A 14,937-nucleotide genomic window follows, 5' to 3' on the forward strand; every position below is an offset into this window, starting at 1 on the left:
CTAATTAATTACACCATCAATGTAAATAACAAATAAATAACGAATCAATATGAATATACAAAATTCCGTATAGAGTGGGTTATCAGACTGTAAAGAGAATGGATTTTGTGCCCCATTCTTTTTACGTTTTGGCTGAGTAAAGCGTTTCCTATTACCCGGCTCGCTGCTGGCGGGATACTGGTCCGGCAAACCGATTGATGAGCAAACGAAAAAAGATGCGGTGAAGCAGGGTTAATTTACGCGGCTTGCTTTACACTGAAGCCTCCCCATCAGGAGACTTCAGCAATGGCTACACCACGTTTGACCCAGAAAGACATGACGGAAGCCGAGCAGCGCGAACTGAAAACGCTTCTCGACCGCGCCCGTATCGCACATGGCCGCACGCTGACGAACGCCGAAACCAATCAGGTGAAAAAAGAGTACATCGATAAGCTGATGGCGCAGCGTGACGCCGCGGCGAAAAAAGCCCGCAAGCTGAAAAAAGAGCAGGCTTATAAACCCGATGCAGAGGCGACCTTTTCCTGGTCGGCCACAACGTCTACCCGTGGAAAGCGCTAATCAGCGCCCTTTCTTTTTGCGCCCCGGCTGGGTAAAGCGTTTTCCGTTGCCCGGCTTGCCTCGCCCTTTCTCTTCCGCCTGCGGCGCCTTCACCACCGGGCGCTTAATCGACTGGGTTTTCGGTTTGGATTTGGCCTTCGGCTTCGCTTCGGACGAGGAGTTCTCGATAAGCTTGAACAGCTCAATCAGCTCGTCATCGGTTAAATCGCGCCACTCGCCCAGCGGAATACCGGACAGGCTGACGTTCATGATGCGCGTGCGTTCCAGCTTCGTCACTTCATAACCGAAGTGTTCGCACATGCGGCGGATTTGGCGGTTCAGGCCCTGCACCAGGGTAATGCGGAACGCGAACGGTGCTTCTTTCTTGACCTTACACTTCTTCGTGACGGTGCCGAGGATCGGCACACCGGCGCCCATGCCGCGAATAAATTCGTCCGTGACCGGCTTGTTCACCGTAACGATGTACTCTTTCTCGTGGTCGTTACCGGCACGCAGAATTTTGTTGACCAGATCGCCGTGGTTGGTGAGGAAAATCAGCCCCTGAGAGTCTTTATCCAGACGGCCAATCGGGAAGATACGGCTGCTGTGGTTCACGAAATCAACGATGTTGTCCCGCTCACCGTCTTCCGTGGTGCTGACAATCCCAACCGGTTTGTTCAACGCGATAAACACCAGGTCTTCGGCATCACGCGGTTCGATGACCTGACCATTCACTTTAACCACATCGCCAGGGGCCACCTGATCGCCGATGGTGGCGCGTTTGCCGTTAAGAAACACGTTACCTTGTTCAATGTAACGGTCAGCCTCGCGACGTGAGCAGATCCCGCTCTCGCTAATGTATTTGTTTAATCGGGTTGATTGAGTTGGCAGCATAGTTTCTCCTGTGAAGGGCGAAATATACCTTACCTTGCGGCTGACAAAAAAGTGTTAGTAACCGTTGATCAAAAAATCGAGTGCATCCCGCAATGAAGCCCGGTTTTGCGTAAGATCGGCGACACGCTCGCCTAACTCTTTTGGCGATATGCCTGCCATCATGTGCATCATGACCACGCAAGGCTTACCCGCTATCTCAACGACAGGGCACACTTTCGCAGGCGGTTGAATGCCTCCCAGGTGTCTAAGCTCAACTGCGGGAGCAACCAGGACATGTTTCATCACATTGGCCACCGGATGCTGCATATTGATTAGCCAGGGATAGGCAGTTTTCCCCTTACCTTCATTCTCATAAGCAAAATATTGCTCCATCAAAACGACCTCTGAAAGTCACTAAAGGAGCCGTTTTCATCAACCCATTGGTTAATGGCCTCGATAGAAGCTTTATTTTCTGCTAACCACTCTGCGCGCTGATGCGCGCGAAACTGCTCCTGCAGTGCAGCCGTGAGCACGGCAGAGAGATTAAGGTTAAGCCGTCTCGCCTCTTCCAGGATTTCTGGCGCTAACGACACATTGACTGATTTTTTGATGCCATGCGTAGTGCGCATGAGAACCCCCATAGGAATGCGCATGAATTGGCGAAGTGTAGCGTAATAAACGAGCATTTTCTATTCCCTTAAAAATGTAAGGTCTAAAGAGTAAATGGCGCGTTATAAGGTGTCACGCCTCGCGAAACGGTTTTGCGAGGCGCTTTCAGAGATTAATATTCGTCCCGCTCGTCGTCTTCATCCGGCTGTTCCATCACGCTGTACGCCACCGCGCAGAACAACGAGTTGAGACGCTTCATATCCCCCAGCAGCCCCAGGTGCAGCGAACTGGTTTCGATACTCTGCACGTTCTGCTGGTGCAGACGCTCAACGTGGGCGTGCGAGTAGCGGCGGTTCAGAATACGGAAACGATGCTTGTTGCGGCGAAGGCGGCGCGCGCTCGGTACGTCGCTGGAGAAGAACACCGACATCGCCAGCTTGAGGTTGCTGACCAGCTGTTCGTGCAGCGCTTCCAGCTCCTTCAGGCCCTCACCTGAAAACGCACGACGCGCGGCAAGGGATTTATCGGCAATCTCGCTGCCCATGCGCTCAACGATATCAGAGGCCTGTTCAAGGTTAAGCGACATCTCGATAATTTCGGCCCAGCGGCGAGACTCCTCTTCCGCCAGCTCGTCCTGCGGCATACGCGCCAGGTAAAGCTTGATGGCGGTATAAAGCACGTTGATGTCGTCCGCTAATCTGCGCAGCTCTTTCTCTTCACGCGGCTCGCCGTGCATCACCTTTTGCAGGCCTTCGAGCATGGTTTCCATTGCGTCGCCCATGCGCAGCGTCTCGCGCGCGGCATTCGCCAGCGCCAGCGCCGGGGTATCCAGCGCGGAGGTATCCAGGTGCTTCGGTTTCAGGCGCGCATCCAGCTCCGGTTCGTCCTGAATGAGGCGTTCGCAGAAGCGGGCCATCGGCCCAGCAAAAGGTACCATCGCCAGGCAGCGCACCAGGTTGTAGAACACGTGGAAATAGATCACCAGCTCCGCCTTCGGCAGCGGAAGGTTGTCCATCAGGTTCGCCAGCGGGTGGATAAAGGGCAGGATAATCAGACTGCCCACCAGCTTAAACAGCAGGCTGCCGAGGGCCACGCGGCGGGCGGCGGCGTTGGCCGCGCTGTTATTGAGCATCGCCAGCAGGCCGGAGCCGAGGTTGGCCCCGATCACCAGACACAGCGCCACCGGGAAGGAGATCGCCCCTGCGGCGGTGAGCGTGGCCGTCAGCAGAACCGCCGCCAGGCTGGAGTAGCTGACGATGGCAAACACCGCGCCAATCAGAGCATCCAGCATGATGTCCCCGGTCAGGGAGGCGAAGATGACCTGAACGCCGTTGGCCTCGGTGATAGGCGTGACCGCCTGCACAATCAGCTCCAGCGCCAGCAGGATCAGCCCCAGGCCAATCCCTACGCGCCCGAGCTGTCCGGCGCGCGTCTGTTTGCGGCCGAGGAAGAAGATCACGCCGAGAAAAATCAGCAGCGGCGACAGCCAGGAGAGATCGAACGTAAGAACTCGCGCCATCAGCGCGGTACCTACATCCGCCCCCAGCACAATCACCAGCGCCGGGGCCAGCGCAACCAGATCCTGCGCCACAAAGGAGGTGACAAGCAGGGTCGTGGCGTTACTGCTCTGAACCAGTGCCGTTACGCCAATGCCCGCGCAGAAGGCGAGCGGCTTCTTCTCAACGCTGCTGCTGAGAACGGTACGTAAGCGCGCGCCAAAGACGCGCATCACGCCGGTACGGACGATATGGGTGCCCCATACGAGCAGTGCGACTGCAGAGAGCAGGTGTAACAACGTCAACACGGAAGGTGTTCCTCCTTATCGTTATCTGTTTTCCTGAGGTTTAGCGCGTAGGCCCGGTAAGCGCAGCGCCACCGGGCAAAAGATAAGAACCTTCTTCCAGTATAAGGGTTTAAACGTAAGAAAGAGACAGGGCGCCTAATGAGCGCCCTGTTTGTTGTAAGGAAAAGTGATTTTAGTCGGCGTCGTAGCCCAGATTCGGTGCCAGCCAGCGCTCCACTTCTGACACGCTCATCCCTTTGCGCAGGGCATAATCTTCGATCTGATCCCGCTGCAGCTGCGCCACGGCGAAGTACTTGCTGTCCGGATGGCTGAAGTACCACCCTGAAACTGACGCGCCTGGCCACATGGCGAACGACTCGGTGAGCTTCATGCCGGTATGCGCTTCCACGTCCAGCAGTTTCCAGATGGTGCCTTTTTCGGTGTGCTCCGGACAGGCCGGATAGCCCGGCGCCGGGCGAATGCCCTGGTAGTTTTCGCGGATCAGCTCCTCGTTGCTGAGGTTTTCGTTCGCCGCGTAGCCCCAGTGCACCTTGCGCACGCGCTCGTGCAGGTACTCGGCGAAGGCTTCCGCCAGGCGGTCGGCAATCGCTTTCACCATGATTTTATTGTAATCATCGTGCTGCGCTTCGAACGCGTCCGCCAGCGCGTCTTCTTCCAGACCGCCGGTTACCGCAAAGGCGCCGATATAGTCGGCTTTACCACTCAGCTTCGGCGCGACGAAATCGGCCAGGCAGTAGTTGGCAAAGCCCACTTTCTCCGTTTGCTGGCGCAGGTGGCGGCTGACCGCCAGCACGTGGGTGCGGGTTTCATCACGGTAGATTTCGATGTCGTCGCCCACGCGGTTCGCCGGGAACAGCCCCACCACGCCGCGCGGGTTGAGGGTTTTCTCTGCGCTCAGCGTGTCGAGCATGTCGTTGGCATCTTTAAACAGGCGCTTCGCCTCCTCGCCTACCACCTCATCCTCCAGGATGCGCGGATATTTGCCCGCCAGCGACCAGGTCATAAAGAACGGCGTCCAGTCAATGTAGTTGCGCAGCGTCTCGATGCTGGCCGTTACGTCCTGCACGCCCAGACGGTGTGCGACCGGCGGCGTGTAGCTGGACCAGTCGAAGGCCAGATCGTTGTCGCGCGCCGCCTGAAGCGAAACAGGCGGGGTGCGCGGCTTCTTACGGCCGTGCTGGATGCGAACGGTTTCGTACTCTTTACGGGTGCGCGCCACAAAATCGTCGCGCTGGGTGTCGGAGAGCAGCGCAGAGACCACGCCCACCGTGCGCGAGGCGTTCTGCACGTACACCGTCGGGCCGCTGTAGTTCTGCTCGATTTTCACCGCCGTGTGCGCTTTCGAGGTGGTCGCCCCGCCAATCAATAACGGAATGGTGAAGCCCTGTCGCTCCATCTCTTTTGCCACGTTGACCATTTCGTCGAGCGACGGCGTAATCAGGCCGGAGAGGCCAATCAGGTCGGCGTTCACTTCGCGCGCGGTCTTGAGGATTTTGTCCGCCGGGACCATCACGCCGAGGTCGATAATTTCGTAGTTATTACATTGCAGCACTACGCCGACGATATTCTTGCCGATGTCGTGCACGTCGCCCTTCACGGTGGCGATAACCATCTTGCCGTTGCTGGAGCCTTTCTCTTTGCTGGCTTCGATGTAGGGCTCAAGATACGCCACCGCCTGCTTCATCACGCGGGCGGATTTCACCACCTGCGGCAGGAACATCTTGCCTTCGCCGAACAGATCGCCGACCACGTTCATGCCGTCCATCAGCGGGCCTTCAATCACCTCAATCGGGCGGGCTGCCTGCTGGCGCGCCTCTTCGGTATCAAGCTCGATAAATTCGGTAATGCCTTTGACCAGCGAGTATTCCAGACGCTTTTTCACATCCCAGGAACGCCACTCGGCCTGCTGAACGTTTGCCGCCTCATCCGATTTGCTGCCCCGGTATTTCTCCGCCAGGTCCAGCATGCGCTCGGTAGCGTCGTCGCGGCGGTTAAGGATCACGTCCTCGACGGCATCGCGCAGCTCGGCAGGGAGATCGTCGTAAATCGCCAGCTGGCCGGCGTTAACGATCCCCATGTCCATGCCGTTGCGGATGGCGTAGTAGAGGAACACGGCGTGGATCGCTTCACGCACCGGGTCGTTACCGCGGAACGAGAACGACACGTTCGACACGCCGCCGGAGATCAGCGCATGCGGCAGCTCGCGCTTGATGTCTTCACACGCCCCGATAAAGTCCTGGGCATAGTTGTTGTGCTCTTCAATCCCGGTCGCGACGGCGAAAATGTTCGGGTCAAAGATAATGTCTTCCGGCGGGAAGCCCACCTCTTCGGTCAGAATTTTGTACGCGCGGCGGCAAATCTCAATTTTACGCTCGCGGGTATCCGCCTGTCCCACTTCATCGAAGGCCATGACCACCACGGCGGCACCGTAGCGGCGGACCATCTTCGCGTGGTGGATAAAGATATCGACCCCCTCTTTCATCGAGATAGAGTTGACGATGCCTTTACCCTGGATGCACTTCAGCCCTTTTTCGATGACTTCCCACTTAGAGGAGTCGATCATGATCGGCACGCGGGCGATGTCCGGCTCACCGGCGATCAGGTTGAGGAAACGCACCATCGCCGCTTCGGCGTCGAGCATCCCCTCATCCATGTTGATATCAATAATTTGCGCGCCGCTTTCCACCTGCTGGCGGGCGACGTCCAGCGCTTCGTTGTACTTCTCTTCTTTGATCAGGCGCTTGAACTTCGCGGAACCGGTGACGTTAGTACGCTCACCCACGTTCACAAACAGGCTGTCGTCGCCGATGGTCAACGGCTCGAGGCCGGAAAGGCGACAGGCAACCGCAAGCTCGGGCAGCCTGCGCGGCGGCAGCCCGGCGACGGCGTTGCTCATGGCCGCGATGTGCTCCGGCGTGGTGCCGCAGCAGCCGCCGACGATGTTCAGGAAGCCAGACTCGGCCCACTCGCGGATTTGCGCCGCCATGGTGTCGGCATCGAGATCGTATTCACCGAACGCGTTCGGCAGACCGGCGTTCGGATGGGCGGTGACGTAGCATTCCGCGATACGGGAAAGCTCCTGCACGTACTGGCGCAGCTCATCCGGCCCCAGCGCGCAGTTGAGGCCGAAGGAGAGCGCTTCGGCGTGGCGCAGGGAGTTATAAAACGCTTCGGTTGTCTGGCCGGACAGGGTACGGCCGGAGGCGTCGGTGATGGTGCCGGAAATCATGATCGGCAGGTCAACGCCCAGCGCCTCAAACTCCTCTTTCACCGCGTAAATCGCGGCTTTGGCGTTGAGGGTGTCGAATACGGTTTCAATCAGAATCAGGTCGGAACCGCCTTCCACCAGCGCTTTAGTGGACTCGCGGTACGCGGCCACCAGCTGGTCAAAGGTGATATTACGAAACGCCGGGTCGTTGACGTCCGGTGAAATCGACGCGGTGCGGTTGGTCGGGCCAAGCACCCCGGCAACGTAGCGCGGCTTGTCCGGCGTGCGTGCCGTCCACTCGTCGGCGCAGGCGCGCGCCAGCTTCGCGGCTTCAAAGTTGATTTCCGCCGACAGGGATTCCATCTGGTAATCCGCCATGGCGATGGTTGTCGAGTTGAAGGTATTGGTTTCAACGATATCCGCACCCGCTTCGAAGTAGGCGTTGTGGATATCCTTAATAACGGACGGCTTGCTGAGCACCAGCAGGTCGTTGTTCCCTTTCAGGTCGCATGGCCAGTCGGCAAAGCGCTCGCCGCGGAAATCGTCTTCACTCAGACGATAGCCCTGGATCATGGTGCCCATGCCGCCGTCCAGCACCAGAATTCGTTCATTTAACTGCGCACGCAGTTGCTCTACTTTGCTGCTCACACTTGCTCCCGACAACGCTCAACAAGGCCAAAAGGCTGGGTTCCATACTGGCACAATCTCGCAGGGTGGAAAAGTCGCACAGCGGTAACATGAGACATGTTCACCATCACTCCTCCGATCAGTCAGGATAACGGTTGCAAAATCACCAAATAAAACGAAAATGATTTCCACGATACAGAAAAAGGAGATCGTCATGGTCGCGACCGTTCCCGCCAAACGCGGCAGAAAGCCTGCTGCCACCACCGCCGCACAACAGGGCGGACAGGTTCAATCGCTCACGCGCGGTCTGAAGCTGCTGGAGTGGATAGCCGAGTCGCACGGCAGCGTGGCCCTGACGGAGCTGGCCCAGCAGGCTGGCCTGCCAAACTCCACGACGCACCGCCTGCTGACCACCATGCAGCAGCTGGGCTTTGTCCGCCAGGTCGGCGAGCTGGGGCACTGGGCGGTGGGCGCGCATGCGTTTATCGTTGGCAGTAGCTTCCTGCAGAGCCGCAACCTGCTGGCGATTGTGCACCCGATTCTGCGCAAGCTGATGGAAGATTCCGGCGAGACCGTAAACCTGGCGGTGCTTGACCAGAGCGACCACCAGGCGATTATCATCGACCAGGTGCAGTGCACGCAGCTGATGCGCATGTCCGCACCGATTGGCGGCAAGCTGCCGATGCACGCGTCCGGGGCGGGGAAAGCGTTTCTCTCGCAGCTGAGCGAGGAGCAGGTGACGGGGCTGCTGCACCGTAAAGGTTTGCATGCTTATACCCACGCCACGCTGGTGTCGCCCGTGCATCTGAAAGAAGATCTGGCCCAGACCCGCAAGCGCGGCTATTCGTTTGATGATGAAGAACATGCCCTGGGCCTGCGCTGCCTCGCGGCCTGCATTTTTGACGAGCACCGCGAGCCGTTTGCGGCGATCTCGATCTCCGGTCCGATTTCACGCATGACCGATGACCGCGTGACCGAACTGGGTGCGCTGGTGATTAAGGCGGCGAAAGAGGTGACGCTGGCGTACGGTGGGATTCGTTGAGATTGAGTGCGGCCTGATGCCCTCACCCCGGCCCTCTCCCACAGGGAGAGGGAGAAAACATGATGCCCTTACCCTGCGGGAGAGGGAGAAAACCGGATGCAAAACCGCTGCTTGCGGCGGTAGGCGTACACATCTTCGACATGCCCATTTTTGATCCGCGTTTGCAGTCCGCGCCAGTAGCTGGCACGGAACAGATCTTCATGCATCTCTTCGAATAGCGGCCCGATGCGCGGGTCGGCGCACAGCCAGTGGCGAAACTCCTCCGGAAACACATCGCCCGGCGAGACGCTGTACCACGGCTCACCGGAGAGCTCATCTTCCGGGTAGCGGGGCTGTGGGATATCGCGGAAGTTCACTTCGGTCATGTAGCAAATTTCGTCGTAATCGTAGAACACTACCCGCCCGTGACGGGTGACGCCGAAGTTCTTAAACAGCATGTCGCCCGGGAAAATATTGGCGGCGGCAAGCTGGCGAATCGCGTTGCCGTATTCTTCAATGGCATCCCGCAGCGCCTGACCGTCGGACTGCTCAAGCCAGATATTCAGCGGCACCATACGGCGCTCAATGTAGAGATGGCTAATCACGATTTTGTCACCCAGATCGGTGATTTTCGCGGGCGCTTCCTGCATCAAAAGCGTCATGAGCGCCGGGTCGATCTGCTGTTTATCCAGCACAAAGTTTTCGAACTCCTGGGTATCCGCCATGCGCCCGACGCGATCGTGCTCTTTGACCAGTTGATAGCAGGCGCGAACGTGCGCGGCGGTCATCTCTTTCTGTGGCGCGAATCTGTCTTTAATCACCTTAAAGACCCGGTCAAAGCCCGGCAGCGTAAAGACCAGCATCACCATACCGCGAATGCCTGGCGCTTCGATAAACTGCTCGTCGGCCGTGGTGACATAGCGCAGGTACTCCCGGTAGCTTTCCGTCTTGGCGTGCTTCTGGCAGCCAATCGCCATATACAGCTCGGCGGTGGTTTTACCCGGCAGGATCTCGCGCAGCCACTCCACCAGCGCGGCAGGCAGCGGGGCGTAAACCATGAAATAAGAGCGGGCGAAGCCAAACACGATGCTGGCCTCGGCGCTGGTGGTCAGGCAGGTATCGACAAACAGTTCCCCGTCGTCGGTACGGTGAATCGGCAGCAGAAACGGCACAATGGCGGTTGGCGTAACCAGTTTGCCCACCAGCCAGGCGGCTTTATTGCGGTAGAAAAGCTCGTTGGCAACCTGCAAATGGCTGTGGCTGAGCGCCTCCGCGCCGAAGGTTTCGTTGAGATGCGCGTGGATATAGCCGATATCCCGGGTTTTATTCTCCCAGGGCAGGCGCAGCGGCAGATCCGTTAGCACGCGGTGCAGGAGCTTTTCCCATCCGCGATCGGGAAAGAAATCTTTCGCCAGCGGACGTGGAATGGTGCGAAAGCGTCGCTCGGGCTGGGAGCTGAAGATAAATAACCGCTCAGGAGATAATGAGCGGTGGTCAAACAACCGGCAATAGACGGAGTTGAAAAAGCTCTCCGCAATCTCGAAGCGCGGGTAGTCGGGTAACAAATGGGTGTAGTGCTCCTTCACGCGCAGTAAAAATTCCGCATCCGGGCTTTTACCGTCGGTAATACAGCGCAGCTGCTCCACCACCAGACCCACGTGGTGGTCGTAGAGATGGATACGCTGCTTCATGGCCTGCTGAACCGCATGCCAGTCTGCATGTTCAAAGCGCTGCTGCGCGCCGGATGTCACTTCAAGAAAACGACCATACTGGGCATCGAAGCCCTGCAAAATAGTTTGGGCAATCAGTAATTCCAGGCCACGCGACATATATTCCCCTTACCCAACCCCCTCCCCAGAGGGGAGAGGGGGAAAAAAGATTAGAACTGTGCTTCTTCCGTTGAACCCGTTAAGGCGGTGACGGAGGAGGTGCCGCCCTGAATAATGGTCGTCACGTTATCGAAATAGCCGGTTCCCACCTCCTGCTGGTGAGACACGAAGGTGTAGCCGTCTTTGCCCGCGGCAAACTCCGGCTGCTGTACCTTCTCAACGTAGTGCTTCATGCCCTCACCCTGCGCGTAGGCGTGCGCCAGGTCGAACATGTTGAACCACATGCTGTGGATGCCTGCCAGGGTAATGAACTGGTATTTGTAGCCCATGTCGGACAGCTGCTGCTGGAAGCTGGCGATGGTTTTGTCATCCAGCTTTTTCTGCCAGTTGAAGGACGGCGAGCAGTTGTAGGCCAGCAGCTTGCCCGGGTATTTCGCGTGGATGGCGTCGGCAAAGCGTTTTGCCAGCGCCAGATCCGGCGTGGAGGTTTCACACCAGACCAGGTCCGCGTAAGGCGCGTACGCCAGGCCGCGGCTGATCGCCTGTTCAATGCCGGCATGGGTGCGGTAGAAGCCTTCGCTGGTACGCTCGCCGGTGATGAACTCGCTGTCGTACGGGTCGCAGTCAGAGGTGATCAGGTCCGCCGCGTCCGCATCGGTACGAGCAATCACCAGCGTTGGCACGCCGAGCACGTCAGCAGCCAGACGCGCGGCAACCAGCTTCTGAATCGCTTCCTGAGTCGGAACGAGCACCTTACCGCCCATATGTCCGCATTTCTTCACTGACGCCAGCTGGTCTTCGAAGTGAACGGCCGCTGCACCGGCCTCAATCATCGATTTCATCAGCTCGAAGGCGTTCAGCACGCCGCCGAAGCCTGCTTCCGCATCCGCGACGATCGGCAGGAAGTAGTCAGTAAAGCGCGGATCGTTGGGTTCGATACCTGCGGCCCACTGGATCTGATCCGCACGGTGGAAGGTGTTGTTGATCCGATCCACCACCGACGGCACGGAGTTAGCCGGATAGAGCGACTGATCCGGATACATGCTGGAGGCCAGGTTGGCGTCCGCCGCGACCTGCCAGCCGGAGAGGTAAATCGCCTCAATGCCGGCCTTCGCCTGCTGCAGCGCCTGACCGCCGGTCAGCGCGCCGAGGCTGTTGATGTAGCCCTTTTTAGAGCCACCGTGCAGCAGCTTCCACATTTTCGCCGCGCCATTTTGCGCCAGCGTGCATTCCGGATTGACCGAGCCGCGTAATTTCACCACTTCCTCCGCGCTGTAAGGACGGCGGATGCCTTCCCAGCGAGGCTGTGTCCACTCTTTCTTTAACTCTTCGATTTGTTGGGTACGGGTTTTCATGTGCAGATGCTCCATATTGTTATGCGGTGAGTTACGCCAGGAAGCGGTAGCCCGGCAGGGTCAGGAAGTCGATTAAGTCATCTGATGTGGTGATTTGCTCCATCAGGCGCGCAGCGTCGTCAAAACGTCCGCTGCTGAAGCGGTGTTCGCCCAGCTCGTCCTGGATCACCCGCATCTCTTCGGCCAGCATCTGGCGGAACAGAGATTTGGTCACCGGCTTGCCGTTGCTGAGCGTTTTTTGATGGTGGATCCACTGCCAGATAGAGGTACGGGAGATCTCCGCCGTCGCGGCATCTTCCATCAGGCCGTAGATCGGCACGCAGCCGTTGCCGGAGATCCACGCTTCGATGTATTGCACGGCGACGCGGATATTGGCACGCATGCCCTCTTCCGTCCGCTCGCCCGCGCACGGAGCCAGCAGCTGTTCTTCAGCCGTTGGGGCATCGTCATCGCGCGTGACAAACAGCTGGTTTTTATTGTCACCGAGTACGCGGTTGAAGACCTCCATCGCCGTATCGGCCAGGCCGGGATGGGCAATCCACGTGCCGTCGTGACCGTTACGGGCTTCAAGCTCTTTGTCGGCCTTCACCTTGTTGAGCACCTGATTGTTGCGCTCTGCGTCTTTGCTCGGGATAAATGCCGCCATGCCGCCCATCGCAAAGGCGCCGCGCTTGTGGCAGGTTTTGATCAGCAGACGCGAGTAGGCGCTCAGGAACGGTTTATCCATGGTCACGACCTGGCGATCCGGCAGCACGCGATCGGGATAGTTTTTCAGGGTTTTGATGTAGCTGAAAATATAGTCCCAGCGTCCGCAGTTCAGGCCGACAATGTGGTCGCGCAGGGTGTGCAGAATTTCATTCATCTGGAACACGGCTGGCAGCGTTTCAATCAGCAGCGTGGCCTTGATGGTGCCGCGCGGCAGGTCGAAACGATCTTCCGCATAGCTGAAGACCTCGCTCCACCAGGCCGCTTCCTGCCAGGCCTGCGTTTTTGGCAGATAGAAATAAGGTCCGCTGCCTTTTGCCAGCAGGTTCTTGTAGTTGTGGAAGAAATAGAGTGCGAAATCAAACAGGCTGCCCGGAATGGCTTCCCCACGCCAGGTGACATGTTTTTCAGGCAGGTGCAGGCCGCGTACGCGACAGATCAGCACCGCCGGGTTCGGTTTCAGCTGGTAAATTTTGCCGGCTTCGTTGGTGTAGCTGATGGTGCCGTTCACGGCGTCGCGCAGGTTGATCTGCCCGTCGATAACTTTGTTCCAGTCTGGCGCCAGTGAGTCTTCAAAATCGGCCATAAAGACTTTAACGTTGGCGTTCATGGCGTTAATCACCATTTTGCGCTCTACCGGACCGGTGATCTCAACGCGTCGATCCTGTAAATCTTCAGGGATGCCGCGGATTTTCCACTCACCGCGACGAATGGAAGCGGTTTCCGAAATGAAGCCAGGCAACTTGCCATCGTCAATTTCCTGCTGCTGATGAATGCGTGCCGCGAGCAGCTTATTGCGCTGCGGCGTAAAGCGGGTCACCAGTTCAGTCAGAAACTCTACCGCTTCCGCCGTCAAAACCTGTTGTTCTTGCTCGCCGTACGGCTTGGTAAAGGCCAGTTCATCGACCGTCGTTGCCTGTTGAGTCATTACTCTGCTCCTCATCAAAGATCCAAAATCACGCCCCCGATGCGAACGAAAGATCGTTGGGTAGTTTTCGCTCAGCAGAATTAAGACTATCTATATTTTTTCTAAAATCAAAAACAATTTCCATTTTAATTATTAATTGCAATTAATTTATTGATTTTATTGAGATTAAAGTTTGTTCGAACGGTGAGTGACATTTCGGAAATAAAAAAGGCACCCGAAGGTGCCTGATTTGAATAGCTGAAACGCTTTAGGATCGTTTAGTGCAGAAGATTACTCCAGCGTCGGATTCATGTGACGCAGATCGTATGGCGTTATCTGGTAGACGTAATAGTTGAGCCAGTTGGTAAAAAGCAAATTCCCGTGACTGCGCCAGGTTGCTCTCGGTTTGTTTTGCGGGTCGTCTTTCGGGAAATAGTTGTACGGTACATCCGGATTTAGACCCGCTTCGACATCACGGAAATACTCTGACGCAAGGGTATGCGGATCGTACTCAGGATGCCCGGTCACGAATGCAATGCGTTTATCCTTGCTGGCAAACAGATAAGCATCTCCATCTTCCGTTTCGGCCAGGATCTCCAGATCGGTGTAATCACGAATCAGCTGGGCCGGGAAATCGGCGTAGCGAGAATGCGGGGCCAGGAAAGAATCATCGAAACCACGCGTCAGCAACGCATGTGGATGAAGAATGTGGTGTTCGTATACGCCGGAGAGCTTTTCAGTGCGGGTTTGCTTGGGGATGCCATAAAGAATATTCAGTGCTGCCTGTACCGCCCAACAGACAAACAATGTCGACGTGACGTGATCTTTTGCCCACTCCAGAACCTGTTTTATCTGCGGCCAGTAGGCGACATCGTTAAATTCAACCAGACCGAGCGGCGCGCCGGTCACAATCAGTCCGTCGAAGTTTTCACCCTGAATGTCATCGAAGTTACAGTAGAAGTTGTTCAGATGCTCAGAAGGCGTGTTACGTGACTCACGGGCATCGATTCGCAGCAGCTGAATATCGACCTGCAGCGGGGAGTTCGACAGAAGACGCAGGAACTGGTTTTCTGTTTCGATCTTTTTTGGCATCAGATTGAGAATAAGCACCTTCAGCGGGCGAATTTCCTGACCTGTCGCACGCGAAGCCGTCATCACGAAGACGTTCTCTTCACGCAAGAAATTGACGGCTGGTAGCTCGTCCTGCACCCGAATCGGCATAGCTTAATATCCTCACAGCATACGTATAAACGTTTAGACATCCAGATAGCTAACGATACCCAGAAATGGTTTGAATGTCGAGTCTGCAAGCAGAAGGTGAGAAAGTTTCAAGGAGAGGATGGTGCGGTTTGATGCCCTCACCCCGCCCCTCTCCCTGTACGGTCCGGGGACATAGTGAACACTTGTTCGGGGACATGGTAGACACTTACAACTAAGGCATAAGAACCCGTTTATGGAGTCG

11 protein-coding genes are annotated in these 14,937 nt (G+C 57.0%); 2 read left to right on the plus strand and 9 right to left on the minus strand.

Translation table 11 applies throughout. The features are described from left to right. The first annotated feature begins 285 nt into the window (after nucleotides 1-285). The gene (locus KIF87_RS16995) at nucleotides 286-558 is read left to right on the plus strand and encodes a YjbD family protein (RefSeq protein WP_213329731.1); all 273 of its coding nucleotides are present in this window, start codon (nucleotides 286-288) and stop codon (nucleotides 556-558) included. Here the strand turns inward: KIF87_RS16995 and rluF are convergent, their stop codons facing one another. From rluF to metH, 5 genes are all read right to left on the minus strand, one after another. Next, nucleotides 559-1,431, minus strand: a complete 873-nt coding sequence (rluF, locus tag KIF87_RS17000) for a 23S rRNA pseudouridine(2604) synthase RluF (RefSeq protein WP_213329733.1) — start codon at nucleotides 1,429-1,431, stop codon at nucleotides 559-561. Nucleotides 1,432-1,485: 54 nt separating this feature from the next. Beyond that, entirely contained in the window at nucleotides 1,486-1,803 is a 318-nt protein-coding gene (locus KIF87_RS17005) for a CcdB family protein (protein WP_121426206.1), read from the minus strand. Then, nucleotides 1,803-2,096, minus strand: a complete 294-nt coding sequence (locus KIF87_RS17010; RefSeq protein WP_083022000.1) for a type II toxin-antitoxin system CcdA family antitoxin — start codon at nucleotides 2,094-2,096, stop codon at nucleotides 1,803-1,805. The genes KIF87_RS17005 and KIF87_RS17010 overlap by 1 nt, the downstream gene beginning before the upstream one ends. Nucleotides 2,097-2,191: 95 nt before the next feature. Further along, on the minus strand, nucleotides 2,192-3,823 hold the full coding sequence (locus KIF87_RS17015) for a Na/Pi cotransporter family protein (RefSeq protein WP_063145329.1): 1,632 nt from the start codon (nucleotides 3,821-3,823) through the stop codon (nucleotides 2,192-2,194). 172 nt (nucleotides 3,824-3,995) lie between these two features. Beyond that, nucleotides 3,996-7,679, minus strand: coding sequence for a methionine synthase (metH, locus tag KIF87_RS17020; RefSeq protein WP_213329735.1), 3,684 nt, complete (start codon nucleotides 7,677-7,679; stop codon nucleotides 3,996-3,998). Between the two features lie 193 nt (nucleotides 7,680-7,872). On the opposite strand from metH, the gene iclR reads away from it, so the two are divergent. Continuing rightward, the gene (iclR, locus tag KIF87_RS17025; RefSeq protein ID WP_213329737.1) at nucleotides 7,873-8,700 is read left to right on the plus strand and encodes a glyoxylate bypass operon transcriptional repressor IclR; all 828 of its coding nucleotides are present in this window, start codon (nucleotides 7,873-7,875) and stop codon (nucleotides 8,698-8,700) included. 68 nt (nucleotides 8,701-8,768) lie between these two features. Here the strand turns inward: iclR and aceK are convergent, their stop codons facing one another. The 4 genes from aceK to metA all read right to left on the minus strand — a co-directional run bounded on the left by aceK (nucleotide 8,769) and on the right by metA (nucleotide 14,696). After that, nucleotides 8,769-10,508 (minus strand): bifunctional isocitrate dehydrogenase kinase/phosphatase, encoded by a 1,740-nt coding sequence (aceK, locus tag KIF87_RS17030; RefSeq protein WP_213329739.1) that lies wholly within the window; start codon nucleotides 10,506-10,508, stop codon nucleotides 8,769-8,771. A 50-nt stretch (nucleotides 10,509-10,558) separates the two neighbouring features. Further along, a complete protein-coding gene (gene aceA, locus KIF87_RS17035) occupies nucleotides 10,559-11,863 on the minus strand; it encodes an isocitrate lyase (RefSeq protein ID WP_213329741.1) in 1,305 nt (434 codons plus the stop codon). A gap of 31 nt (nucleotides 11,864-11,894) precedes the next feature. Continuing rightward, entirely contained in the window at nucleotides 11,895-13,496 is a 1,602-nt protein-coding gene (aceB, locus tag KIF87_RS17040) for a malate synthase A (RefSeq protein WP_213329743.1), read from the minus strand. Nucleotides 13,497-13,766: 270 nt separating this feature from the next. Then, nucleotides 13,767-14,696, minus strand: a complete 930-nt coding sequence (gene metA / locus KIF87_RS17045) for a homoserine O-acetyltransferase MetA (RefSeq protein WP_024906663.1) — start codon at nucleotides 14,694-14,696, stop codon at nucleotides 13,767-13,769. Nucleotides 14,697-14,937 lie beyond the last annotated feature (241 nt).

It is taken from the genome of Enterobacter sp. 120016, from assembly GCF_018383635.1.
Taxonomy (GTDB): Bacteria; Pseudomonadota; Gammaproteobacteria; order Enterobacterales; family Enterobacteriaceae; genus Enterobacter; species Enterobacter asburiae_D.